Raw genomic sequence first — 24,959 nt, 5'->3', positions numbered from 1 at the left:
CAGTCGGATTCGAGTACGGCGCGAGAGGGGAGTGTTTCGGCGGGTGGTCATACGTGTGATTCCATGTCTTTGTTCTTGTCGCGATGCAAAAGAGCGAATACGCAAGGCACGAACAGCAAGGTTGCGAACGTTGCAATCAGCAGGCCACCAATCACAGCGCGGCCTAGTGGCGCATTCTGGGTGTTGCTGAATGACATGGGCAGCATGCCAATCATCATTGCAAGAGCCGTCATCATGACCGGACGAATACGGCTGAAACCAGCCTCGATCGCGGCGGCGACGGGATTGCCATGCTCAGCCAAATGGTCTCGGGCAAAAGAGACCACTAGGATCGAGTTGGCGGTTGCAGTGCCCATGCACATGATCGCCCCCGTGAGTGCCGGTACAGATAAGGTCGTGTGGGTAAGAAACAGACTCCATACGATTCCGGCCAGGGCTGCAGGCAAGGCGGTGATGATGATGAAGGGGTCAAGCCAGGACTGGAAATTGACGACAATGACCAGATAGACGAGCAGAATCGAAAGAGCAAGGCCGCTTATCAATTGGATGTAGGCGCTGCTCATCGTCCGCGCTTGGCCGCGCAGGTGCACCGTAGCGCCTTGCGGAACGTCATGGGCCATGTCCGCGACAACCCGTCCGACAGCGTCGCTCACCGCTCCAAGATCGCGCCCCTGGTTGCTTACGAAAATGTCGATCGCCGGCAGGATGCTGTAGTGCGAGGCAAGCAACGGTGTGCCCGTCTGGGTGATTCGGCTGAGTGCCCCTAAAAGTTGAGTTCCATCGCCGGTGGGGTCGCCATCACCCTTGTCTATCGGTATTGTTTCTAGGTTGTTCATCGACGTGAGCTGGTTTTGCGGCGTCTGCATATTGACAAGATGCGACACACCGGAGCTCGTGTCGAGCCAGTAGGTGGGTGCGGTTTGGCCGCTGCCGGACAAGGTCGACAGTGCATTGTTGGCGATATCGGATTCCGTCAAGCCAGTACCTAAAGCAAAGGATCGAGACACCGCAATCTTTAGTGTCGGCTCATTGAAAGTCTGTTGAATATTGACGTCGGCACTACCGGGGATGCGTCGTATGCGTGCTGCCATGGCTTGTGCGTACGCGAAGTTGGCGGTTTGCCCACGACCTGAGATCTGCACATCAATCGGGGCCGGCAGACCGAAATTGAGGATTTTTGCCGTTATGTCGCCCGGCAGGAAAGTGAAGGTGGTACCTGGATACAGCTTAGGAAGTTGCCGGCGCAGCTTGAATCGATAGTCGTCAACCGGCGACCGATCATTCTTCAAGCTGATTGTGATGTCGCAGTCTTGCGGGCCGATTGTGCCGGTAGCGTTGTACGCTTCGTTGATGCCGCTCGCGGGCAGACCGCAGTTGTCTAAAACATTGCTCACTTGACCTTGCAGGATCTGCCGGATCGAGCCATTAACGAGAACGGCGATTTTGGATGCATCCTCTAGCCGAGTACCGACTGGCGCGCGCATGTGCAGGTCAATCTCGCCGGCTTTGATGCTTGGGAAAAAATCTCGCCCGAGAAAGCCAATCAAACCCAATGAGCCGAACGAGGCGGCGGCGAACACGAGGATAAAGAGTTGGCGCTTGGCTACGACCCGAGTCAATACAATCCGGTAACTGTCGCGAAAGTCGGAAAACCGGTGCTCGAAGCCCCTTTGAAATCGTGTAAAGAAACCCGGGTTGGCCCTACGACCATGCTTGTGTTCCTCGACCTGGCCCCGGAGTAAATAAGCGGCCATTGTCGGCACCAGCGTGCGCGAGAGGATGAAGGAGGCAATCATTGCGAAGATGATCGCTTCTGCTAGCGGAAGAAAGAGATAACCCGCAATCCCGCCAAGCTGGAATAGCGGTAACCACACGATGCAGATGCACAGGGTTGCCACGAAAGTAGGGACGACGATCTGGTTGGCAGCCGCAATGATTCCAGGCTCAAGTTCTGCCCCTGCTTCGAGATGCGAGTCGATGTTTTCGATCATAACCGTCGCATCGTCTACAAGAATACCGACAGCTAGCGCCAGACCGCCCAGAGTCATCACGTTGATGGTCTGACCAAGCCATGAGAGCACTAGCACCGAACACAGAATCGAGAGCGGGATCGACGTAGCGACGATAAGCGTCGAGCGCCAACTGCCAAGAAAGAGCAGCACGGTCAACCCGGTCAGAATGGCCGCTGTGATCATCTCCTGCACGACCTCATCCACCGAATCACGAACGAAGCCCGAAGCGTCGTTTAGTGTCGTGATCTTCACTCCTGGGGGGAGAGTACGGATGATACCCGGAAGCGCTTTTTTGATTCCGTCGACCACTTCGAGGGTCGATGCATCACCGCTCTTCAGAATCTGGATCAGCACGGCTTGTTTGCCCTTCACCAGAACCGCATTGATCTGGGGTGGCGAGCCGCGATGCACGTAGGCGACGTCGCGCAGATAGACGGTAGCGCCACCGACGATCTTGATCGGAAGGTTATTGAAGGTCGACACTGCGATAGGACTTGCGTTGGTCTCGACCATGAAGTCGAGACCACCGATCTTCTGGTCGCCCGCCGGAAGCACGACGTTCTGCGAACTCAGCGTATGTGCAACATCGGAGGCCGACAGCCCATGTGCCAACAGCTTGGTCTGGTCAAGATCGATCTCGACGTTCAGCGATGCGCCTCCATAGGGCGTAGGGATCGCTGCACCGGGTACTGCAACGAGTTGCGGGCGGATCAGGTTGGATGCCATGTCGTAGACTTGTGAGGCAGTCATACCCGCAGCGGAAACCTGAAGGTCCAACACCGGAACGGAAGACGCGTTGTAGGAGAGAACCTGCGGTGGCGTTATACCGGCTGGCATTTGCTTGAGAACGGTTTGAGAGGCCGCCGTGATCTGTGCTTGCGCAGCGGCCACGTTTGTGCCGGGCTGGAAGAATATCTTCACGATACCCCGCCCATAGAGCGATTGGCTTTCGATATGCTCGATGTTCTCGACCGTCGAGGTCAGAGCTCGCTCGTAATAGTAGATAACACGGCCGGACATGTCCTGTGGCGAGAGACCGTTATAAGTCCACACGACGGCGACCACCGGGATCCGGATGTTTGGAAAAATATCCGTCGGGGTCTTGAACACTGCCATGCCGCCAAAAAGCACGATCAGGATGCTCATCACCACGAAGGTCAAAGGTCGGCGTAGCGCGACTAGGACAAGAGCGTTCATAGGGTGCGGTCGGAAAATCCGGACAAAATCTGCGTAAAACTGCGCTGCGCGAGCAACAAGATAAGTGATGGATGGCTATACTCGACTATCTCTTTGCTTTGCGACGGTGGCCGCGGTCAGGACTCTTGAGTGACCATTTCCCCTTGGCTAATCGGGAGGTGAAAGGTTCTAGAATGATTGGATCGTCTCGGTCTACCGACGCCATTTTCTGCATGATCTTTTTATTCCATTAAGTTAGTTGTTGTGGAGGCCGGAAGACATAGCGTGGCCCCGCGTGCGCGGTTCAAGATTGCCAAAATGTGAAAGGGCGTCTACCGTGGCCGACGGATGGTTGCGCCTGGAGTCCAGAATTCACACCGCGCCCGATTTATTGGTGACGTCGAACCGTTCGGGAGCAGGGCCACAAACTTCATCGTCGTTGACGAGATGCTCGCGAAGTCAAGCAGTTCGCCATTGGAGTAAGCCCGATTGGGAATTCGCGTTGCGGGTTGCCCGATGAGCGACCAGCAGGCCTCAAGACATTGTTGGATCACATCGGTCAGCGAGACGTGTCCGGGCCGCCAAGCCAGTGTCTGGGTCTCAGAATGTGCTTCGAACATGGAAACTCTTGGTCTCGCCGTGCAAGACGACATACCCGTTTGTCTCGAGGCGAGTCCGAGCCGGGGAAAGGCGACAACACGGATCAAGACGCGCATGGACTGAGATTGATTCATATCGCATTCTTCACTAAATAAGCGACGCATGTTCAACGACGACGTCTAAAATAGCAACGCCTGACGGATTAAGAGTTTTTTATGGTCTAGCCGATGCGCGATGCGCATCGGCCGGGTCGCCCGCGCCCTCACTATTTTTTTAGTTGAGGTTTCACTTCGTCGTCCGTGGTGATCCGTATCCGGGGTTTTGCCTTTCGGAGACGTTACCAAGGGCAGGCTATTGCTTGATCTGATAAACAGTGGGATGAAGTTCGACGGTTAGTAACACGTGGAACGTTTCGATGCTCCGCGGCATAACGCATAGATATCGAAATTTGAAAAAGTATTTTGCAAATTTTCTTGAATGATTTCACGGTCACACTTAGGTTACCACTAGCCCCAAAGTACCACGCCAACGTCGTTTTTTGGCCAAGAGTAGTAGTGTTGCCGACTCACTCCATCTTCACTGCATTTAAAAATAGCTCACAATGCCATTAAAATATCTATCCCCGATAGCAACCCTCGGCGATCGCGTCGTCGGATCCGTTCGGTTCGTTCGCTGGTCCGCTTGGTGGATTAGCGAACTAGGAAGCGGTAGCGGAAATATCACACGAAGGGATTCGCTGAAGCGCGCTCGCTTCATCACACTACGCTGATGCATTATCCACCCGCCGGGTATGGATGGCGGCATTCGCGATCCGGTGAGTGTGGTGCTTTACAAGCTGATGACCGCATTACGTAAGTGCTATGCGGGCGTGCGAGATCTTGAGCCATTCGATATCCCGAGGTTTTCAGGGGCGCACGCCTCTGGAGTGTGAAGGGCAATCTGATAGGTACTCCTCATAATTATTTCGAAACAGAACGGTATAACCTGTCAAGCCGCATCACTGGCGCGTAGCGCGTCAATTCGGACATCAATACAATCGGAAGCTCGTAAAACTTGAGAAAGTGCGGTCTGTTGGACATCCAAATGGCCGCGGCCCGTGACTTCGAGGCGGCTAACTCGGTCTTGAGGTCAACAGCGAAGGGCCTGTGGTAAACATCGCCTAGATCCAACGCTAATCCGCACCAAAGCCATAGAAAAGCGAGCAAGCAGTACGCATTCCGCACAGACATCCGGGCAGTAAAGGTTTGAGGTTGACCCTGCTTGAGAGGTGCTTCCGGCGCGATGTGCTTAGGTGGCTCGCTTCTCTTCAATCTTCTGAATAAGTTGATTAGCACAATATAGGAATAAACGGCCTGTTCCGTAATTTCATTTTCTGAAAGATAGATTTGCGGATATTTTTGATGCCTGTGTGAAATTCAGCTACGTACACTCTGACCGCGCTCTAGAAGTGCGCTTCACTGCTTTCTCCCAGGACAGATATGGGAGCGGCAAACACGTTCAACCACATCCTATTTCGGTGAAAAAAATGAAAGCTTACTGGGGTGCATGGATCCCTGCATTACTCATCTGCGGCGTCGCGCACGCCCAAAGCAGTGTCACGCTCTATGGCTTGATCGATGATGGCATCGACTTTACCAATAACGCCCGTGGGCATAGCGCTTATCAGATGGTTAGCGGCGATGTCGTCGGCAGTCGTTGGGGCGTGAAAGGAAATGAAGATCTTGGCGGGGGCTACAGTGCTGTCTTTCGTCTCGAGAATGGTTTTAATACCAACACGGGGGCTCTCGGACAGGGTGGTCTCGAGTTCGGTCGCCAAGCCTACGTCGGACTTTCGTCTAAAGACTATGGTACGGTCACGTTCGGTCGCCAGTATGATCCTACGATCGACATGTTCAGCGACTTGACCGCTGCCGGTAACTGGGCCGGAGATTTTGCGGCGCATCCGTTCGATAACGATAACTCGGACTGGGATTTCCGCGTTAACAACTCCATCAAGTATGTGAGCCCCACGTTTCGCGGCTTTTCCGGCGAAGCGATGTACGGTTTCAGCAATAGCACGGGCTTCGCAGACAATCGCCTTTACAGCGCGGCCGGGCAATATCAAATGGGTGGTTTGACGGCGGCGGTCGCTTACATGAAGATTGACAACCCGGGCCTCAACTCCTCGGGCGCTGTAACGAGCGGTAGTCTCTTTACCGGCTCGTCGCAACAAGACATCGATGCGGGAGTGTCTTACAAATTCCAGAAAATGACGGTAGGCTTCGCCTACTCACACACAGACGTCTACGATCCGACCGGCAGCGCTTACTTCACTGCGAATGCCACCCAACCGGCCGGCGGCGACTGGAATTCATGGAAGTTCGACAATTTTGAGGTTAACGCGCAATATTACTTCCAGCCTGACTTCTGGCTCGGCGGAGCGTATACCTATACCCGAGCTCAACTCGATTCCAGCGTGGGAAACTTCAGTCCGAAGTACCATCAAGTATCGCTCATGCTCGACTATGACCTAAGCCCACGTACATCGGTCTACATCCAGGGCGCCTATCAGCACGTTGTGAGCGCGAATACGGGCACCGATTTCGACTTTGCCCAAACTCCTGCGTCGGCTGGCATATCTTCAACCGCAAACCAAGTGCTCTACCGCGTCGCTATGACGCATCGCTTCTAATTCGTAAGTCAAACCCTGCAGCGTCATTCGATGTTTTATTAAAGCCCGGAGCCCAACAACAGGTCCGGGCTTTTTATTTGCTTTTGGCAGATGCCTCGCTGGTGGAATTCTATTAAAAAAAACTTCACTCATCCGAAAGCGAATCGGTGTTTGGCCAGAGGTATTCTGACTAATCGGCCGACTTAGCAAGCTGCTTCGAGTGCGCTTCTTACTCGCCGGTCGGCAACCAACAAACTACCTAGGACAGTATCATGAACACTTTGCAATGCCTCGCGGTTTCGTCCATTCTCCTGTTTGCTAACGGAAGCGCCTTTGCAGATGCGCACCTTACCCCGCAACAATGCGATGACTATCCATTCAAGCGGCCGGTGGGCGAGGTGACACACGCACAGTTGATGCAGGAGCTGGCCGAACTACAGGCTGCAGGCTATTCCGGTCGAGACGACAACGCCTACTATCCAAACGATCTCCAACAGGCCGAGGCGACCCTGCAGGCGGAGTACAAGAGGGACTGCTTGCAGTTGCGTCAGCCTGATTGACAACCGCAACAGGCTGGAGCTGTGAATGTATTTCGGGACGACGCGAATGCAATGATCGCCTAGCGGGCACGCGTAATTGAGGTGCTCTAGATGAACGCTACAAGGTGGTTATACAGTCAACAGACTAACAATGCGCCAACTCGATGAAATCAATCGTCGAAGCGGCGTGTGGCGAACTTCTGACGCTGAGCGTGTGCCGACTTAGCATTAGATGTTTGAGGTCGCTAGTTCCCCACTTCCCCGGCTATGCGCGCTCGATCCTTCACCCGTCGCATCTCCAGTGTCATGAACTCAGCTGCATTCATATTCAAGGTATTTACATTGTCATTTTGCCTCACTTAGGTCCACTTTATGCACGACGGCACGAATGATTGAGTTTCGATGGAACCTTGAGCCAAGCCGTGTTTTTAACCAAACATTCGCTCAGGCGTAGCACCGCAACTGTCGCGGGATGCGTCGTGCCTATCCACTCACTAGCGTGTTGGCGAAGGTGCATCCGCGCTTACGTTCATCGAGACACCAATCTTGACGGTATGTTTAGTAAGAGTCGACGTTCTAAAATGCAGGCCTTTTCACTCGAGTAAGCTCACGATCGTTTCTCCGTGGGGGGCCAACAATACGCCGAAGCGGAAGATCTTCTGATCGTTCCGGCTTACAATCGCAACTAGGCAAACATGGGATTCCCCGATGTCGTCCAATTTCTCGATCTCGCCCTCTATAACGGCGTGCGTGTTCTGTACCGACGGGGAATAACGGTAAGCTTTCGCGAGCGCGGCATCAATGCAGCGCTGCGCTGTCTCGTTGGTCTTAAGCTGGTGCGCTTTGTTGCGGGTGGCATGATAAAACGTATCGCCTGCGCAGATTATAAGAACGGCGCACAGACTGATAAGCCAACGCCTAGCCGTGAATCGAACGTTTGTCTCAGCCGCGTCAGCGGGCCGAATCTTTGTATTCGTTATTGGCAAAAATATCCGATCCTATTGATTCTGGCATGATTCCTATCGTCGACATCATTGCGCCTGATGTAGATTTATGCGGTCGTCTGGATTGTCCATGCGTCCAATCGATCTCAATTGCTTTGAACGGCATGATGCGAGATGAATCCACCACTTAAACGGTCAGGGACGAAATTGCATCCTACGCAGCTACCGCTCCTAAATCTGCCCGACTACGAAAGCCATGGGAATTATAGCGGTCACCTCATTCTATAGATACGGTAACAAATAGGGTCCCTGTACCTTCTAAGCGCTCAACGTAGTTTCCATTCAGGAAAGGTTGATTTTGTTGATCATTGTCTGCATCGCCAACAGCGAGCAGATGGCCCGCTCCATCAAACTCTGCTGGTTCTCGAATCGACTGAGCGTGGTTAATTTAACCGGTTGGCTGCCAGGGCAGGTCGTCATTGCATTGCGGCGGCGTTTGGCCTTTGCCACAAGCGTCATTGAGCTTGCGAGTGTTGCAACGAAAACAGCACTATGTTGTAACGAACTATCGTCATAGGTATTCCATAAGATCACTGCGCACGGCACAATATTGGCTTGTCATTTGCTCCAATGAAACAGCTGCATGGCGTATGCATTGGGGCATCAACATTTGCCCGATTTTGTGCGCGCACTCCCTTGGGGAGCGTACGTCACTCGAGGTGTCGTTTTCTAGCGCGCTGGCTGCCTATTGGCGTGACGAAACCGAGAGCCCCGCACTTAGGAATGCGCAGGAGCCATGCAATCTCGACGATATTCTTGCCGTAGTTTATGTTCGGCGCGGTTTATTAGCCGTGGATAGTGCGGGTCATCGACGCCGGGACGATAGCCGACTGCCTCAAGCTCAGCCAGTTCTTGGGCCAACTGAGCGTGGGTGATCTCCCCCACCGGTTGTTTGAACGGATAGTCGTTGCATTGTTGTGGCGTTAGCTGGGGTGCCGCTACAGCCGCTGTGCTCGCAATTGCTAAAACACCAAATAGAAGTGATTTGCAGAGAGTATTCATGTACGTTCTCCGAAGTATCTGGTACACAGAAGTTAACTCGCTCCTACCAGCCTATAAGATCAAGAAACCGGTTGGATATAGCCAAGAGTAGTGACCATTTTCGAATATTACGAGCTCGGGAGGGTGAAGACTTTTTCATTCATCCAGACCTTGTCGTTCTCGAGGTCAGTTCCAGCGATGGCGAAAGTGGTTGGAGGGAATGCCGGGACGAGCGATTCTCTTGAGCGGTCGCTGAACGGCTCATAGCATGTCGTTTCGGCTGAAGTAACGAGCTCCACTGTTCACTTATTCAACGCGATCGCGATGCATCAGCTGAGCAGGCGTCAGCACGGAGGGGGCGACTGAAACGATAGACGTTTTTGAGTCGAACCGACCTAACATGCATAGAAATCCAGCGTGCAGCTACGTGCGCGAAGAAAGCCAACAATCTTCTCGCTTTTCCGAGCAATGATTAGTTAGCAGATAAATCGCACACGTTTGTCCGGCAAAAAAACCAATCGTGGGGGAGAGTTTTTCGTTCCGCGATCGTTGCCCGGCGTGCCCGGTTCGCCGCGTATGCAGCATTTCCGATCCGGGCACATTTGTCCATGGCGCGGTTTGGCCACAAAACTGCGGCTTGCATTCCGCATTGCCCATGCGTTAAAAAAAGGCCCGGAATGCGGATTTACACGAGTGGGATCTCGATCTATTGCTTAGTGATGGGCATACAACGTGCTGTTCAAATAGGCGAGCTGCCCGTCTTGTTCCGCCTCGACCAGTTCCTGGTAGACCTGTGCGCGTGTCTTGGGCGCAATAGCCTGGCCGTACGGGGGCGTCCAGGTACCCTGGCCGGTCGAGCCCATCTGAATGGGGCTTGCTGCAGAGTCGCCGGTTGTTCCGGGATTCATCGAGCTGGGCGCAGTCTGGGCGAATGCCGAGTTGCTTGCAACAAACAAAAACAGGGCGGCGATAAGGGTCGTTTTCATGAGAGCTCCTTGATAGAGGCCGAGCACAGTTGACCGAACTGCGAGACGCAGCCAGCTTCGCGACTCGGTAGAGATAGAATAAGCGAGTGGGAGTATCGATCAAGATACCTAAGCATGAAGAATGTTTTAGGTTGCGAGCGCGCCATTCGACGGTCTTTAGCGAGTTTAGCTCATCTCTTTATACACAACTCGACACTTGCGGCAACGATGGTGGAGTAAAAAAGTAGCCACAAGGGGGTTGTTAACTGTGCGGATTTCGCGTTTACTCTCGGATTTTCAGCATGAAGATCCGAGACGACGCAGGAGCATGGGTGGACGAGGAATTTGAGACGCTGGATTTGGGTAATCCACGGCGAGACCGGCGCGCGAAGGACCTGCTCAAACGGTTCGCCAGCCGGCCCACGGCCAGCATTCCGGGCGCGTGCGAAGGCTGGTCAGAGACGATCGCTGCATATCGCTTTCTGGGCAATGAGCACATCGACTGGCGCGACATGATGCAGCCGCATTGGGACCGTACCACGGCACGCATGGGGCAGTTGCCGGTGGTGCTGTGCACTGCCGATACGACAGAGCTGAACTTTAACGGTCAGGATATCGAAGGGGCTGGCCCGCTCTGTTATGAAGCACAGGTAGGCATGTATCTTCACGCGACCTATGCGGTGACACCGGACCGGGAGCCGCTGGGTGTGATGAACGCATGGATGTGGGCGCGCGAACCACGCGATGCAAACGGCAGGCGTGGCGGCGTTAAGGAAAGTGCGCGGTGGATCGAAAGCTATGAGATCGTGGCCGAACAGGCACGGGCCCTTCCTGACACGCGACTGGTGTATGTGGCCGATCGTGAAGGCGACATCGCCGCGCTCATGCAGCGTGCGCAGGAACTGGGTCAACCGGCGGACTGGCTGATGCGCTCGCAACACAATCGCGCGCTCAAGGGCGAAGCAAGTTTGTGGGAGACGGTGCACGCCAGTAAGGTGCTCGGCCACATCAGCTTCGTGCTGCCCGGGCGCAGCGGACAGAAGGCGCGTGAAGTGAGGCAGGAATTGCGTAGCGAGCGCGTCACGCTGCCTGGGCGTGCCGGTGTCAAGCTAACCTGCGTCGAGGCGTATGAAGTGGATGCGCCAGCGGGTGTGAAGCCCGTTATCTGGCGTCTTGTGACCAACCGCGAAGCAGGTGATGCGCATGCCCTCATCGAACTCGTTGACTGGTACCGCGCGAGGTGGGAAATAGAAATGTTCTTCAACGTCCTGAAGAACGCCTGCGGGGTCGAGGCACTGCAACTCTCACAGATGGAGCGGGTGGAAAAGGCGCTCGTGCTGTACATGGTCGTGTCGTGGCGTATCGCGCGGCTCATGCGTGTGGGCAGAACCTGTCCGAGGCTGTGTGGAAACTGTTTTTTATCGGTGGATGCGAGCCGCCAGCGTGACTATTCGAGTTTGGTTGGTCGAGCCCGCGCTAACGTAACGTCTCGAGCGCAAAAAAAGCCCCGCAGGGCCTTAGGTTTCAGCCATCCTCATCGCTTTTATTGTCCGGGCAACCCCAAGTATATTCATGACGCGCTTCAGGTTGTAGGCCAATACCTGAAGACTCATTTCAGTGCTCACCCGTCCGAGCGTCCGAGTCAGAAAGTGTGTGGCACCCATCCACTGCTTGAGCGTGCCGAATACATGCTCAACGGTACTTCTGCGGATGGTCATTGCATCAGGCTTCCGGTCGAGCCGGCGCTGCATGGCTTCCAGAATATGTTCGTGCTCCCATCGTCGGATTCGGCGATAGTCGCTGGACGAACATCGCTCCTTGAGATGGCAACGCGGGCATGCACTGGGCCAGTACACCTGCAGATTCATGTCATGCTCAACCGTCGTGAATCGATGAATTGCGCGCTCGCCTGCTGGGCATCGATACTCATCGCTCCTTGCAACGTAGACGAAGTCGCGCTTGGTAAAGAGCCCTTTCTTCCTTGATGCCGAGGTAAGTGGTTTCGGGACATACGCTTTGATCCCGGTCAGTTCGCACGCGCGAATATCCGGACCGCTGAAGTAGCCCCGGTCAGCCAGCACCTTCAGCTTCGGCTTGCCCATCGCGTTCTTCGCTGACAAAGCTATCCTGCTGAGTTGGCCTTGATCGCTTCCGACATTCGTCACGTCGTGTTCGACGATCAGATGATGCTTCGTGTCCACAGCGGCCTGAACGTTGTAGCCAACCGTTCCGGTTCTTTTGCCACCACTGGTCATGGAACGGGAGTCCGGATCCGTAAGCGACAACTGTCCGTCCGGTTGCTTCTTCAACTGCCTTTTGATTTGTTCGAGCTCACGCATCCGCTGGCGCAAGAGCGCGATCTTCTCGTACAGGCGCACGGTCTTCACATCGAAACCTATCGGACTGGTCCGATCCGCGGTTTCAATCATGTCGAGATATCGCTGAACGCTTTCCTCAATCTGCTGCTGACGCTTATCGATCTTGCCGGCCGTGTAGTTCCTGTCACGGCTGTTCACAGCCTTGAACTTGCTGCCATCGATGGCCACCATGTCGCTGGATAGTAGCTTCAGTCCGCGACACAGTTCGACGAAACGACGGCATACACTGCGAATGGCCGGCCCGTTGTCGCGGCGAAAGTCAGCGATCGTCTTGAAGTCTGGTGCCAGACGTCCTGTCAGCCACATCAACTCGACATTGCGTTGGCATTCGCGCTCAAGACGCCGGCTGGAGGGTACACGGTTCAGATACCCGTAGATATAGATCTTGAGCATCACGCCCGGATGATAGGACGGGCGGCCCGTGAGCGCCGGCATGGTGCCGTTGAAACCAAGTTCCGCCAGGTCCAACTCGTCGACGAAGGCATCTACGACCCTGACTGGATTGTCCTGTTCGATGTAGTCGTCAACACATTCGGGAAGTAGTGCAACCTGCTTGCGGTCATCGCCTTCAACGAATCGCTTCATGAGTCACCCGGTCTCAATGCGTTGATTCAGTTTAGGCGATCAATGCGTTTTCACACAGCCTCGGCCGGAGTTGGACGCGTCGCTGTTATTTGCGGCTGACGAGATACACGGCGCCCATGTGCTCTGTAAGAAAGCGCGTCCAAAAAAGCCGCCGACGCTCAACCAGATGATACGAATGGTCGGCTCACTGGGCGGATTTCTCGGGCGCAAGAGCGACGGCGAACCAGGCGCGAAGACCCTGTGGATTGGCATGCAGCGAGTCATGGATGCTGTGATCACCATCCAGATCTTGCGCGACGGCTATGACACTTCTGTATAACGAGATGAGTTTAGCTGTGACCCAAACGCCATAGATCGTTGACTCGACTTTGTGAACGAAACTGACGGCGTTGTGCCAAGAGCGACCTAACTTATTGGACGCAGCGGTGAGCATAATCTCCCGATCCACTAATCACTGTCTCAGTTGAAGAGGTAACCCGATCCACGTATGGTTCGGATCATCGGTCGCACCGTCAGCGATTCGACCTTCTTCCTCAATCGGCCCACGTGGACATCGATCAGATTGGTTCCCGGATCAAATCGGCATCCCCATACTCCCTCGAATATCATCGTGCGCGTCAAGACCTGTCCAGGGTGGCGCATCAGAAACTCAAGTACACGAAATTCGGTTGCCTGCAAGCTGAGTTCTTGCTTGCCAAAAGTTGCCGTTCGTTTGATTAAATCGAGTTGAAGTGCGCCAACGCGTAAGCTTGTCTCTTCGACCCGAAGCGGCGATTTGCGTCGAAGCAGAACCTCCACACGTGCAAGTAGTTCGGCTGGAGAGAACGGTTTTGTCAAATAATCGTCGCCACCCGCTCGTAGTCCGCGTACTCGTTCGTCGACATCGGACATCGAACTGATGACCAATACAGGTGTATCTATGCCGACGCTGCGCATAGTGGTAAGTATAGATAGGCCGTCAAGGTCGGGAAGCATCCGATCAAGCGTTATTAATTCGTAGTCGCCTGTCATGACCTTTGCGATGCCTTCACGTCCAGAACGAGCCATATCAATTTCGTAGCCCGGCTCGGACAATGCTCCGACAATCTCGTCAAGCATCAGTTCGTCGTCTTCGACAGAGAGCACTTTTGGCATAGTGACGTTTCCTGATAATGGGTTGAACTACGCTACAACGCGCAACATCACCGCCTCCTCGGGAGCGCGATATTGACTGACCGTGTAGTCGATGAAATTCCTAACTTTGGCAGAGAGAAAGTTCCTTCCCGCGTATACGATCGACAAGGGCCTAGCGCCACTCGTGATTAGGTACTGACCAAGTATGGGCAACAACCGACCTGCCTCAAGATCATCTTTTACGAGCGGCACGGGCAAGAGGGCAATACCCATGTCAGCCAGCGCGGCAGCCCTAATGGTTTCGCTGCTGGTTGCGTGAAGTGCGCCACCGGCCGAAACTCGCTGCACATCACGTCCGTCGGAGAATTCCCACATCCGAGCACCGCCATCAGCCGCGGACAAAAGGTTATGCGTATTCAGGGCCGAGACACTTGCTGGAGAACCACACTTTGCAAGATAGTTAGGTGAGGCGACGGCGATTTCGGCGAATGCTGTGAGTTTGCGGCATACAAGCGTTGAGTTACTTAGAGACCGCTGGGTCGAAAATCCGACATCGAAGCCGCCCTCGACCATGTTGATGGTGGTGTCACACGTGGTCACGTCAAAGCCGATCTGGGGATGCATGTTGCGGTAGGTCGCTAGTAGCCCGGTAAGCCCCGTATTTGCGAATACGGTCGATGCGGCAATACGTAATGTTCCGCTCATGTCGCGCGTAGACCGGACTAGCGAAGACTCCATATCGTCTAGTTGATCGATGATAGTTCTGCAAATTCCGACGTAATCCTCACCTTGTTCAGTGAGAGAAACGTTGCGCGTCGTGCGGTTCAATAGGCGCATGTTCAGGTGTGCCTCAAGCGTACTAACGCTCCGAGTGACCGCCGCTGCCGACATTCCAAGTTGTTTCGCGGCAAGTCCGAAACTTGCCAAATCGACTACACGAGTGAATACCCGCATAGCTTGAAGTTGATTCATGATCGGTCGCCCAGAAAGGAACGAGGTAATGATCACAGGTAGGGGAAAAAAGCTCACGATCAGACGCATTAAGTCTTTTTTAACATTCTGATATGAGTCTTTCTTTCTCGTTTCGCAAGCATGCGTCCACTGGGACTGCCTATGCAGACAAAGCGTCATTTTCTAGCCACCGCAGATTGGGGTGAACTTTTCCCATTCGCTTTGGTCCCGGGCAAGCGCTCGCAGAAAGACCGAACGTGGTGTTGCGGATCAACGACGCTCGCAACAGGTCTTTGGCCCGACACACCCAATGGATTTAAATCGGTGAAAACCATTACTGGCGGGGCAGGGATGTTCATTCGTTGTGCTTCTTTCAATTTTTGAAAATATGCTTTCCAATTTTTTCGCACTTACTCAACGGCAAAGGGTTCGTAGACTTCGGTCCACGGGATACCGCTGGCGGGCGTCAACGTGCGGCTCGCCACCCCGTAGAACACTATTGCTTAAATCACGCCGCATTTCGGCGTGAGATTTTATGGAGTTGAAAATGAAGAAATTGCTTTTGGCAGCAACGGTTTCGGGTTTGTTCGCGGCTACGACGGCTCAGGCTCAAAGTAGCGTAACCATGTATGGCGTGCTCGACGCCGGCCTGATCTATTCAAGCAGTGAGCAAGTACCGGGATCTACCAACTCGGGCCGGGTTTTCGGCATGGGCAGCGGCGACCTCAGCCAAACACTGTGGGGCTTGAAGGGCAGCGAAGACCTTGGCGGCGGGATGCATGCGATCTTTAAATTGGAGAACGGATTTAACCTGAACAACGGCGCATTTACGCAATCCAACGAGATCTTTGGTCGCCAAGCATGGGTCGGCTTGCAAAATAACACCTACGGGACGGTCACGGTCGGTAAGCAATACGACTTCATGGTGGACTATCTGTCTCCTATCGCGGAGGCGGGCGCTGGCTATGGTAATAACCTAGCCGCTCACCCGTTCGACAACGACAATCTCGCGGAGAGCTTCAGTATCAGCAATGCCGTGAAATTCGAGAGCGCGAATTACGCCGGTTTTAAGGTCGGGGGCTTGTATGGCTTCTCCAACTCTGCAGGTAGCTTCTCTGACAACCGGGCCTACAGTCTTGGCGCTTCTTACGCCAACGGACCGTTGAACGTTGCGGCGGCCTTCCTGCAGATTAACAATCCAGGAGGGGGGCTGACGGGCGCGAATCCCGCGGGAGCAGTGAGCAGCACGGACAATACGGCGAACTTTATTGCAGCACGCCAGCGTGTCTTTGGCGCGGGCGCGAACTACGCGTTCGGGCCGGCGGTCGTGGGGTTTGTCTGGACGCACACCAAGCTCGATGGCCTGGGCGCGGTAAATGTAGGCGACGGATATGGCTCGTTGGCAGGCAACAGCCTGCGCTTTGACAACTATGAGGTGAACGGGCGTTACGCCCTTACGCCGGCTTTGAGTCTCGCAGGTGCCTACACATTTACGGATGGTGCTTTCGACTCGGCGACGGCAAATGCCAAACCCAAGTATCATCAGGTCACTCTTCAGGCAGACTACGACTTGAGCAAGCGCACTGATGTCTATTTGGAAGGCGTATATCAGCACGCCGCCGGTGGGGATGGCACGCTGCTCGGCGACGCCAGTATCAACGGTTTGGACCAGTCATCGACAAATAAGCAGGTTGCTGTGACGGTCGGCATGCGTCACCGGTTCTGACATGCCTTAAGGTTGGAGAAATCCCTCGGGGAGTATGAAGCGTGGCGTGATTGCGCCATCGCTCTCCAATGAATACTTCATAGGTATCGAGGTGTGATGCCTGTGAAGTACTCGAAAGTAGTCGACAGTTACTCTACTGGATTTGCAATCCCAAAGATGTATCAGCTTTAATCTTTAAGCATTGTTTTTTTAAGAAAAGCAGATGCGAAAGGCGTCATAATTCTTCGTAATTGAACGCGGAGGGTAACAATGCGGCGCCAAATGAGAACCCAGCTAGTCAATGAAGGTGATGCACAAGTTGTCCGTCTTGAGGTCGGTTCGCACCTCGTGCACCTAGATGCGGATGATATCGATTCGCTAATTGAGCAATTGGGTGCATTTAGGGCCGCAATGCTGCCTGCTGTTCCAGGCAAAGTTTCTCGAACACATCAGTATGCGATCGAAGTCGATCCCAGTTGGTACGCAGAGCCACATCCCACCTCCGACGCCGTAGTCGTATTTCTGAGGGATACAGGAATCGGATGGGCAGGTTTCGCCATATCGCGACGCAAAGCTGTAAAGCTTTGCGAAGAGCTTTCTAGCTACGCGAACGCGCCACTCAGTCCCGTTGGCCTCGCAAATTAGGACGCTGCACGTTTTCGCGCAATTCATGACATGTGCGGGGTAGAGGTATTTTTGGGAGAAGAGCTGGGTCGGACCTCGGGAGGCATGCCATTGCCGAGCCTTGAACGGTCTCGACGACGATTAGTTCTTTCCCGGCACTTCATATTAAGTCTCATCGCTTGACCTAACGAGATGGAGGATGCAGCCGTGCTGAAGCTTGAGTTGCTTAACCAATACGGTGCACATTCGTTGCTAGTGTCAATGGAAGAGAGTCAGGTACTGCTCGATCCATCTGAGATTGATGCTTTGATCGAAAATTTGAGTAGTTACCGCACGAAGTTGCAACCCGCGGTGCCTACGTCGATTAGTAAGTCACACAAGTACGTGATCGAAACCAATCCAATTTGGCACACGGAAGGAAACCCCTTACTCGATGGTGCTGTCGTTTTCATGCGGCACACCGGGTTCGGTTGGGCCGGGTTCGCCATACCGAGAGCCAGCCTTAAGAGGTTCATTGAGACGGTTTCCGCATGTGCACGTGGAGAGCGTACTCCAAATGTCATCCAGTAGATTGCGTTCAACCAAGAGCGAAGCGTCTCGGACTTCCGGAGTGGAGGCGAGCTCATGTTCGAAATAAAATCGACGAATAACACCGCCTGTATCAAATAGGAAGGTGATGATTTGGTATCGCGGCACAGAGCGCGGTCCGACGCTCGCTCGATTTGACAATGGGAACCCGCGATGAACTGTGTTGCTCGCGACGGGTTTTTCCGCCTGCGATGTACCGTGACGGGCAGGCACAATGGCCACTAGTATTATGGCCGTGCTCCCAAGAATACGACCCCCGTGCAACACGTACCATAGGATATGATTTTAGCTATCTTTCGACCTCTCAAGCTACCAAAAATCTATACCCACTCAACTATGGTGCACTAAAAGCCCAATGAATGATTGGGGTACTAATCCTGAGAGTTTGATTAGATGGCGAAGAAGCTGAAAAGAAGTGGTCGGGCTGACCCGCATATTCCCCGTGTCATGTTATTGCCGGTGCCGGCTATTAGCGCTCAGACGATGTCGCTTCGAGCCCACCTGGGTCTAGTGGCAATGCGAGAGGGGAAGGGATCATTCGTTATTGCGACGCACCTGCTCGGAGTGATGTACTTGGCTTACTTGTTACATGAGGAGCCGCTGGGTGAGCTTAAGCTTCGAGCATTCAATACTACCCAGGACGTACTGAGGAGAAGCGTGGCCAGCGCTAAGCGTGACGGCGTTTGGCGGATCGACCAAAACGATAGTTGGTGTCTCGAGCAAGTCGTGACTTTGCATGACGTGCAAATGCAGTCGATGCCCGCGTATTTGATCGCAAAGGCACGGCTGACGCTTCATCATTTGCTCGATAATGATAAGTTTGCCGACGTCACTATTTCTAGCGTCAACAAGCTCTCCCTGGCACCGAAATGATTTGCCTTTGTTCGGGATTTAAAATTCAGCGTTAGAAGGTTGGTTTGACCTCGAAATTTTCAAGCCAGCAATCAGCAATAAGCATTGAGCATTGAGCGTAGGTACCCGACGGGTGGCTTCTAAACTTCCCACCATCGGCGTCGCTGGTGTCGGTGCAGCATTAAATCCCACTCAGATTCGAGCCGCGAGCGTACATGCAGACGGCTAAATCTAATTGGGACCGTGCGATGCGATAGGGAAGGCGCGATAGCAAACGCCCTGGGCACCCCGGGTCACCGTGTTGTCAACGCCGCATGATTGGAATGATCGCGGAGTATGTCGGCTTGGACCGCCGCGTTACTCGTGCGAGATTGAGGCCGAGCTTATTCGGATCACTCACATTCATGCGTGCACGGGTTTTGTACGGTCTCGTTGCATCCCACCGACACCGGACGGACAAAAGTTAAAACAACGTGCGGATCCCGCTCGCAATGATGTAATTGGTCGGTTCCGAGCCGATAAACGCTGCGCCGTTAAACTTTGAATACATAAAGCCGGCGTACACATCCGTACGGCGCGTCAGACTATAGACCGCTAGCATTGAGTATTGCCATTGGTTGCCCCCCGCGACGGCTGAGGACTGCATGGTCTGAGTATCGTAGACACCGACGCCCACATCAAAGCTCGGGGTGAATTTGTAGTCTCCGCCGGCGAAGTACACATTGACCTTCGTCGGGTGCACTGTATTTGTCACCGTTCCGCTGTAGCCAAAGTAGTCCGCGGTGGCGCCCGTTCCGACTGGATCCGATGGCGCTTTAAGCTCGTAGTGTTCGTATCCCCCTTTGATTGTTCCATCTCCAATTGTGTATTTGACTGCGATCATCACATCCTCGTCATTGTTTAGCGTCAGCGCACCGACGTTCGTTCCGATCAAAGCGCTCCCGACGGCGTTCGCGCCCACGAGCGCTCCGGAATGTAGTTCGTCGCGGGCGTTGTAATATGTCGCCTGAATGCCAAAATTATGAGCTTCATACCCGACGTTAGCTCCGAAGGTTGACCCCGCCCTGAAGTTACCGGCGACGCCGCCTAAACTATAGGACACACCATAGTTGATTGGACCGGTGATATTCGTGTACTTGATATTATTATCAGTGCGAGAACCTTCTGTGATCCCACCGGCGGAGTATGACCCTGAAAAGCCGATTGGGGAAAACAACTGTGCCGCGAAAACCGGGTCATAATTGACGATCGTATCGAATCCGAGTGTCGTGGTGCGACCGAAGGCCAGCGATCCATACCGGTCTTGCCGCAACCCCACGAACGCTCCGCGGTTAAATAATTGTCCGTTTAGCGCTGAGGCAGCTCCAACCGAATTGTTCGCACCGGCGATCGACCCAGCGGTGTTATTAAGATTGCCAGAGGGAACATTGAATCCGGATTCCAAACCAAAGAAGGCATGGAGTCCAGCGCCGAGGTCCTCTTTACCGCGGATGCCCCAACGCGAGTCAGACATGCCTCCGTTAAACATACCAACGACGTTATTGTTGAACTTCGTGCTGACCTTGCTCACGGGGTTAATTGTCGCAGGAAAGAGCGCATTTCCGTTCGGACTATGTTGAACGTCGCCGATTGCAACATCGATAATGCCGTATAAAGTCACGCTATTCCCGTCGTCCGCGTGCGCCGCACCGACGCATAATCCTAAGATCGACGATGCGAATATGTGCATTTTTGTGATTTTCATAAATGTCTCCTCTGTATATGGCGTCGCTCATAAAGAGCGTGCGCAATAGGTGTTATAGCGGTGATCGTCTGGTGTGCGATCAGTCGTGGGTATTCCGTATGGAATGCGTTGTAATATATGTTTTTTTAATAAAATTAAAACGCAATTCTATTTTTCGGAAAAAGTGTTGTACGGCTGATAATTAGGCTGTGAACGGAACTAAAATTCAGATAGCTTATTGAGACGGTTAAATGTGTGCATCTTTTTATTCGGGATTTCCCTAGTCGCGCATAGAATGGAGATGTCGTTAGAGGCGGCAAGGGCAGTACGCAAGCGGCCGCTCGAAGGTAAGGCATGGCGCACGGCGGGTCGAAACTTTTTTGCTTTCACGACTATTTATAGTGTCGCATTGATTCGATAAATGAACGGTTTTGTTGATTGCCTTCGATTCTCGGGCTTACGACATTGTTACGCTTTTACATTAGGTACTAGAGTCGGATTAAAGCAATTTAGTCGGGTACAGGAGCCCTTGCACCTACTTCCCGTCCACGATGACTACCGCAAAGGCCAACGATACTCGACTGGTTGTGCCGGCAGACTCGAATGCATTAACTGTCGCATATCGTTAGCGCTCGCCGACAACTTCCGCTAAGTCGCACGCTACAGCTCTTACCAGCAAAACTCATCAGGCCTTGCCACTCGAGGCAGTATGAAGATGTCGTAGGGTACTGAACCACCAAAGCCAATCTGTGGGATTTGGCGAGGTGCTCCCAGGTGTCTCAGAGATGTTCGCTAAGAATGTCATCCTCATGGGGATTGGAGGAGATCGGACAAGCAAACTAGCTATTGGCTCAGCCGTGGCATGAAAGAGGAATGTATCGAGTCGGACCTCTGCCCAGCCGTCGGAGAGGAGTTCGGAACCTCCTTCCGGACGCTTATCTTGAAACTTGAACTCCGCAAAATTTTGAGCAGGTTACGCTTTGTGGTCCGCTGCAACCTCAGCGGAGTAGTCATCTTCATTAAACGATGATAAAGATCATTCACCGAATTTTGAGGGGTATCCAGATCTGGCAGCGTTAGCTCCCTGATTTTGAACGGAGGTCGATAATCGGAAGGTTGATTCAATACCTGCCTAGAGCTTGCTCAGAGTGGGCATGAAGTTCCGGTGGTGCGCGCCAGAAACGATGGGGCATCTCCGCATCCAGTTGCTTATCAATATTGCTAATGAAATATTTATCTCATCAACGAAAACAGCCGCTTGATGAATCTGAAAAATAGCAGCTCCCCGCTTCCACTAGGAATAAAGGTACAACAGGCATAACATCGAAATGATAAAAATTTCCCGCCAACTGAAAGAAAGTTTGCAGAACAACCCCTTTGATAGGGCCTACCGCCCCGACCGGTATCGTAAGGGCGACAACCGAAACTTCAGTGAATGCACGGGCCTTAATTATCCTCTACAAAACCAAGATTGAATGGCTAAAACTGATTCTCTAAAATAGAATAGAGATCGAATAAACCTGCGATCGACCATGCGAGTAAATGATGGGTGCGCTGAGAGCGAGTTGGTGGACGTGTGTTATGTCTAGATGCAAGAATCTAGTCCAAAAACTAGGCCATATGAACAGTTTTGATAAAAACTATTTTTATCGTTTATTTTGGTGTGGGAATTGTGAAGTAAAAGTAATTTTTGTCATTATTATCGTGCTTTACATCGTGATTCATATTACAACTTGCGCAATCTTTTCTATCTTCGAATGTTCATAATTGTGACCATTTTACTCAGTCACTGCCGCTTGTTTTTATCGCCCGGATAGCATGCTCAGAACCGAGCTAAGGAAGCTTACTTTGCACAGGGTATGAACTCCGGATCGTGGGGCAATCGATTGAGTCACATTGCCGTCGGGCGCGCATCACGTTGAGTTAGACGGCCCACTGCACCCGCACGCCCAGAGCGACGGGTAAGCCAAGGTTGCGGTTAAGCAACGGTGCACAAAAAAAATCGCAGCACTTAAACTCCATTATTTCAATAAGAACGTTGATTTTTAACGATTATTCCAATTTTTAATTTAAAAAACGTTTTAGTTTTGTATTGATGAATTAATAATTGTAATTTGCGTCAATAAATATATCGCAACTGCCTGATCCGACTGGGTTTCGTTTTTTAGAATTCTTTCAGAATTAGCTCGCACCTTCCGTCTACAGTGTCGAAAAAATGTTTGCAATTCAATTCGCACTGGTGTTTGTCCGAAGGCGGCCCGATATCTGAACGGCGCTTTATGAAAACTATACTCACTACCGATGTGTGTCGGGAGAAATCAGAAAGCTCTTTCCGGCGTCACTTCAGATGGGTCGTACCCCGGACGTAGTTTATTCAATCTTTTAGGAGAACGTAGTGAAACGAACTATCCTAGCAACTTTGTTGGCTGGATTGGCTAGCATCGCGCAAGCCCAAAGCAGCGTCACTATATATGGTCGGCTTGATAACGGGTTGCAGTACGAGTCCGGTCTTCCGCACGGCCACACGTATAGCGCGGAAAGCGGGGATTTTGGTCAGTCGGAATTCGGCGTTAAGGGCGCCGAGGATCTTGGTGGCGGTACGCACGCAATCTTTCAATTGGAAATGGGCATAGACACGCAAAATGGATCGTATGGAAACGGTTCACTGTTTGGTCGGGCCGCGACCGTTGGCCTGTCGAACCAGACGTTCGGAACGTTCAAGATGGGCAATTTGGGCGCGGGTGAAATCCAGCAAGACAGCTTCGACGTCGATCCGCAACTCATGCAGGCTTTCGCAATCTCAACCCTGGTGCGGGGTCGCAACTGGTCTCAAGCAGGCAATGGCCTTGAATATACCTCGCCGACCTTCGGCGGATTGAGCATCAAAGGGCAGTACGATCTGACCAACAGTTACACGTGGAATGCGGGAAGTCCAGGCAGCGCGCCAGGTCAGTTGGGTACGTCGACTGGGCTGGGAAGTGCACAAGGACGGTCTGGCGGGATCAAGGCACAGTACAACGCGTCGATTTTCGAGTTGCAGGCTATCTACGATGAGATCCGAGATCAAAACGGCCAGTTCAGTAACGTGTATCTCGCATCGCGCTCCGCCTTGGCAGGTGGCAACGTTACCCTTGGGCCAGTGAAGCTATATGCAGGTTATCAGCACTTGAGCGCACCCAACGCCTCGAACGCCGGGTATTACGGCACTGCAACGCCAACTGCCCTGCCTGGGGGCACCTCTTTGCCGACGGCGGTCGATCATGAGTTCGCTGGGGCCGCGTGGCAATTCTCTCCCGCTGCGAGCGTCACAGCTGCCGTTTATCACGCGAATGCGAACAACGGTAACGGCAATGCAACGATGTACACCTTGGCGGGACAATATAATCTCTCGCGGAGGACTTTTCTGTACTCAGAGGTCGGCTATATTCACAATAGCTCGACATCGAACATCGGGCTGGGTGACGGCTACAGCGATCCGTACGGCGCGAACGCAAACAACGATCCCGCAACTGCAAACAGCACAACTAACCCGAACTATGGTCACGGGCAGGTCGGCGTGTTCGCAGGCATCATGACTAATTTCTAAATCTGTCTTGCCGTGCGAACGGCCCAAGAGAAGTTTACGTGCAACTTAATACTTCCCCGGTATTGGAGCGTTGGGATGTTGCCGTCATGTCTGTTTGCTTCACAGAGTGGGCGATGCTGTCTCCCCTCTTCTTGCGGACTCGGTTTTAGCTCCGAAATATGTTTCACTGACGGCAAGTAGTTGCGACAAATTTAGAGGATGAACGTCCTCTGGGAGGTTATCGGCATCAGTCGATGCCGACCACAACGTTTTAATGTGCGTCATTTGAGTAGGCGGGGCACGCTAGGTCATAAGTGCATTGCACTAAAGGAGCAATTGATAATTTAATGATGGCCTGCGCCCCATCTACACGAGATCGATGCGCAAATTCACGTCGATTTCCGAGCCGGGCGGCCGATTCTTAGGGTAAGCAGAATGGAACGCTCGAGTTTAGGTAAGCACATTTTTCTAATGCAACGGAGGAGAAGATTGATGAAATCAATGGAAATCGTGAAGGCCTTGGGCTGCATCGCTGCTGTGCTATTCACGCTGAATGCGTATGCAGCTGACAGCGGCACGTCGAAAACTTCATCTACAGCGGCGGCTCCATCTACTAAGGCCTTAAATCGGGCGCTCGCAAGGAAGGTTCACGGTGCACTTTCCAAGAAAAAAGGTCTTGATCCAACTCACATCTACGTCAAGGCTGTTGGTGGCACTATCACGTTGACAGGCTCGGCGGTGAGCCAGGCCCAGATCGACTTAGCAACTGAAGCGGCACAAAGCGTGGATGGCGTGACGTCCGTGACGAACAAAATCTCCGTTCGGGCGCCTAGCTGAAAGATGTATTACGAATGCGGCCAATGTTCAACGCCTTATCGAGGCTCGTCGGGAGGTGGAAAGGCTTGAATGAGCTTGGTGATATTGCGCGAGCATGGATGTCGGCGTCGG

At 53.0% G+C, this 24,959-nt stretch carries 16 protein-coding genes and 1 pseudogene; 9 read left to right on the top strand and 8 right to left on the bottom strand.

Annotation, left to right across the window (positions count from 1 at the left end):
- Positions 1–47 precede the first annotated feature (47 nt).
- Complete coding sequence (locus ACSQ36_RS41540; protein ID WP_436186713.1) at positions 48–3,209, bottom strand: efflux RND transporter permease subunit; 3,162 nt, start codon at positions 3,207–3,209, stop codon at positions 48–50.
- 2,104 nt (positions 3,210–5,313) lie between these two features.
- On the opposite strand from ACSQ36_RS41540, the gene ACSQ36_RS41535 reads away from it, so the two are divergent.
- From ACSQ36_RS41535 to ACSQ36_RS41525, 3 genes are all read left to right on the top strand, one after another.
- Entirely contained in the window at positions 5,314–6,459 is a 1,146-nt protein-coding gene (locus ACSQ36_RS41535) for a porin (protein ID WP_436186712.1), read from the top strand.
- A gap of 251 nt (positions 6,460–6,710) precedes the next feature.
- A complete protein-coding gene (locus tag ACSQ36_RS41530; RefSeq protein WP_436186711.1) occupies positions 6,711–6,998 on the top strand; it encodes a DUF4148 domain-containing protein in 288 nt (95 codons plus the stop codon).
- A gap of 674 nt (positions 6,999–7,672) precedes the next feature.
- Positions 7,673–7,993 carry a hypothetical protein gene (locus tag ACSQ36_RS41525; RefSeq protein WP_436186710.1) on the top strand — a complete coding sequence of 107 codons (321 nt, stop codon included), beginning with the start codon at positions 7,673–7,675 and terminating at the stop codon, positions 7,991–7,993.
- Between the two features lie 270 nt (positions 7,994–8,263).
- Here ACSQ36_RS41525 and ACSQ36_RS41520 read toward each other — a convergent pair whose 3' ends face one another.
- The 3 genes from ACSQ36_RS41520 to ACSQ36_RS41510 all read right to left on the bottom strand — a co-directional run bounded on the left by ACSQ36_RS41520 (position 8,264) and on the right by ACSQ36_RS41510 (position 9,948).
- On the bottom strand, positions 8,264–8,440 hold the full coding sequence (locus tag ACSQ36_RS41520; RefSeq protein ID WP_436186709.1) for a hypothetical protein: 177 nt from the start codon (positions 8,438–8,440) through the stop codon (positions 8,264–8,266).
- Positions 8,441–8,698: 258 nt separating this feature from the next.
- Positions 8,699–8,983 carry a DUF4148 domain-containing protein gene (locus ACSQ36_RS41515; protein ID WP_436186708.1) on the bottom strand — a complete coding sequence of 95 codons (285 nt, stop codon included), beginning with the start codon at positions 8,981–8,983 and terminating at the stop codon, positions 8,699–8,701.
- A 692-nt stretch (positions 8,984–9,675) separates the two neighbouring features.
- Positions 9,676–9,948: a DUF4148 domain-containing protein gene (locus tag ACSQ36_RS41510; protein WP_436186707.1), complete on the bottom strand. Its 273-nt coding sequence runs from the start codon at positions 9,946–9,948 to the stop codon at positions 9,676–9,678.
- Positions 9,949–10,229: 281 nt separating this feature from the next.
- Here ACSQ36_RS41510 and ACSQ36_RS41505 point away from each other — a divergent pair.
- Positions 10,230–11,366, top strand: a pseudogene (locus ACSQ36_RS41505) (IS4 family transposase); the annotation flags it as partial.
- 78 nt (positions 11,367–11,444) lie between these two features.
- Here the strand turns inward: ACSQ36_RS41505 and ACSQ36_RS41500 are convergent.
- Positions 11,445–12,890, bottom strand: coding sequence for an IS1182 family transposase (locus ACSQ36_RS41500; protein ID WP_436186706.1), 1,446 nt, complete (start codon positions 12,888–12,890; stop codon positions 11,445–11,447).
- 70 nt (positions 12,891–12,960) lie between these two features.
- Between ACSQ36_RS41500 and ACSQ36_RS41495 the strand changes: the two genes are divergently transcribed.
- A complete protein-coding gene (locus ACSQ36_RS41495; protein ID WP_436186705.1) occupies positions 12,961–13,209 on the top strand; it encodes an IS4 family transposase in 249 nt (82 codons plus the stop codon).
- Positions 13,210–13,349: 140 nt separating this feature from the next.
- On the opposite strand, the gene ACSQ36_RS41490 is transcribed toward ACSQ36_RS41495, so the two are convergent.
- Entirely contained in the window at positions 13,350–14,024 is a 675-nt protein-coding gene (locus ACSQ36_RS41490; protein ID WP_436186704.1) for a response regulator transcription factor, read from the bottom strand.
- A 27-nt stretch (positions 14,025–14,051) separates the two neighbouring features.
- On the bottom strand, positions 14,052–14,975 hold the full coding sequence (locus ACSQ36_RS41485) for a LysR family transcriptional regulator (RefSeq protein ID WP_436186703.1): 924 nt from the start codon (positions 14,973–14,975) through the stop codon (positions 14,052–14,054).
- Between the two features lie 526 nt (positions 14,976–15,501).
- Between ACSQ36_RS41485 and ACSQ36_RS41480 the strand changes: the two genes are divergently transcribed.
- Positions 15,502–16,680 carry a porin gene (locus ACSQ36_RS41480; RefSeq protein WP_436186702.1) on the top strand — a complete coding sequence of 393 codons (1,179 nt, stop codon included), beginning with the start codon at positions 15,502–15,504 and terminating at the stop codon, positions 16,678–16,680.
- Between the two features lie 1,584 nt (positions 16,681–18,264).
- Positions 18,265–18,744: a hypothetical protein gene (locus tag ACSQ36_RS41475; protein WP_436186701.1), complete on the top strand. Its 480-nt coding sequence runs from the start codon at positions 18,265–18,267 to the stop codon at positions 18,742–18,744.
- Positions 18,745–19,186: 442 nt separating this feature from the next.
- Here ACSQ36_RS41475 and ACSQ36_RS41470 read toward each other — a convergent pair whose 3' ends face one another.
- The gene (locus ACSQ36_RS41470) at positions 19,187–20,467 is read right to left on the bottom strand and encodes a porin (RefSeq protein WP_436186700.1); all 1,281 of its coding nucleotides are present in this window, start codon (positions 20,465–20,467) and stop codon (positions 19,187–19,189) included.
- Between the two features lie 2,374 nt (positions 20,468–22,841).
- On the opposite strand from ACSQ36_RS41470, the gene ACSQ36_RS41465 reads away from it, so the two are divergent.
- Positions 22,842–24,032 carry a porin gene (locus ACSQ36_RS41465; protein ID WP_436186699.1) on the top strand — a complete coding sequence of 397 codons (1,191 nt, stop codon included), beginning with the start codon at positions 22,842–22,844 and terminating at the stop codon, positions 24,030–24,032.
- Between the two features lie 471 nt (positions 24,033–24,503).
- The gene (locus ACSQ36_RS41460) at positions 24,504–24,848 is read left to right on the top strand and encodes a BON domain-containing protein (protein WP_436186698.1); all 345 of its coding nucleotides are present in this window, start codon (positions 24,504–24,506) and stop codon (positions 24,846–24,848) included.
- Positions 24,849–24,959 lie beyond the last annotated feature (111 nt).

This window comes from Caballeronia sp. LjRoot34 (assembly GCF_964253815.1).
Taxonomy (GTDB): Bacteria; Pseudomonadota; Gammaproteobacteria; order Burkholderiales; family Burkholderiaceae; genus Caballeronia.
The sequence above is the reverse complement of the archived record's forward strand: the minus strand, read 5'-3'. Positions and strand labels throughout refer to the sequence as shown.

Coding starts and splice junctions, on each gene's coding strand:
- ACSQ36_RS41540 (WP_436186713.1), bottom strand. CDS start 3,209: ATGAACGCTCTTGTCCTAGTCGCGCTACGCCGACCTTTGACCTTCGTG.
- ACSQ36_RS41535 (WP_436186712.1), top strand. CDS start 5,314: ATGAAAGCTTACTGGGGTGCATGGATCCCTGCATTACTCATCTGCGGC.
- ACSQ36_RS41530 (WP_436186711.1), top strand. CDS start 6,711: ATGAACACTTTGCAATGCCTCGCGGTTTCGTCCATTCTCCTGTTTGCT.
- ACSQ36_RS41525 (WP_436186710.1), top strand. CDS start 7,673: ATGGGATTCCCCGATGTCGTCCAATTTCTCGATCTCGCCCTCTATAAC.
- ACSQ36_RS41520 (WP_436186709.1), bottom strand. CDS start 8,440: ATGACGCTTGTGGCAAAGGCCAAACGCCGCCGCAATGCAATGACGACC.
- ACSQ36_RS41515 (WP_436186708.1), bottom strand. CDS start 8,983: ATGAATACTCTCTGCAAATCACTTCTATTTGGTGTTTTAGCAATTGCG.
- ACSQ36_RS41510 (WP_436186707.1), bottom strand. CDS start 9,948: ATGAAAACGACCCTTATCGCCGCCCTGTTTTTGTTTGTTGCAAGCAAC.
- ACSQ36_RS41500 (WP_436186706.1), bottom strand. CDS start 12,890: ATGAAGCGATTCGTTGAAGGCGATGACCGCAAGCAGGTTGCACTACTT.
- ACSQ36_RS41490 (WP_436186704.1), bottom strand. CDS start 14,024: ATGCCAAAAGTGCTCTCTGTCGAAGACGACGAACTGATGCTTGACGAG.
- ACSQ36_RS41485 (WP_436186703.1), bottom strand. CDS start 14,975: ATGAATCAACTTCAAGCTATGCGGGTATTCACTCGTGTAGTCGATTTG.
- ACSQ36_RS41480 (WP_436186702.1), top strand. CDS start 15,502: ATGAAGAAATTGCTTTTGGCAGCAACGGTTTCGGGTTTGTTCGCGGCT.
- ACSQ36_RS41475 (WP_436186701.1), top strand. CDS start 18,265: ATGGCGAAGAAGCTGAAAAGAAGTGGTCGGGCTGACCCGCATATTCCC.
- ACSQ36_RS41470 (WP_436186700.1), bottom strand. CDS start 20,467: ATGAAAATCACAAAAATGCACATATTCGCATCGTCGATCTTAGGATTA.
- ACSQ36_RS41460 (WP_436186698.1), top strand. CDS start 24,504: ATGAAATCAATGGAAATCGTGAAGGCCTTGGGCTGCATCGCTGCTGTG.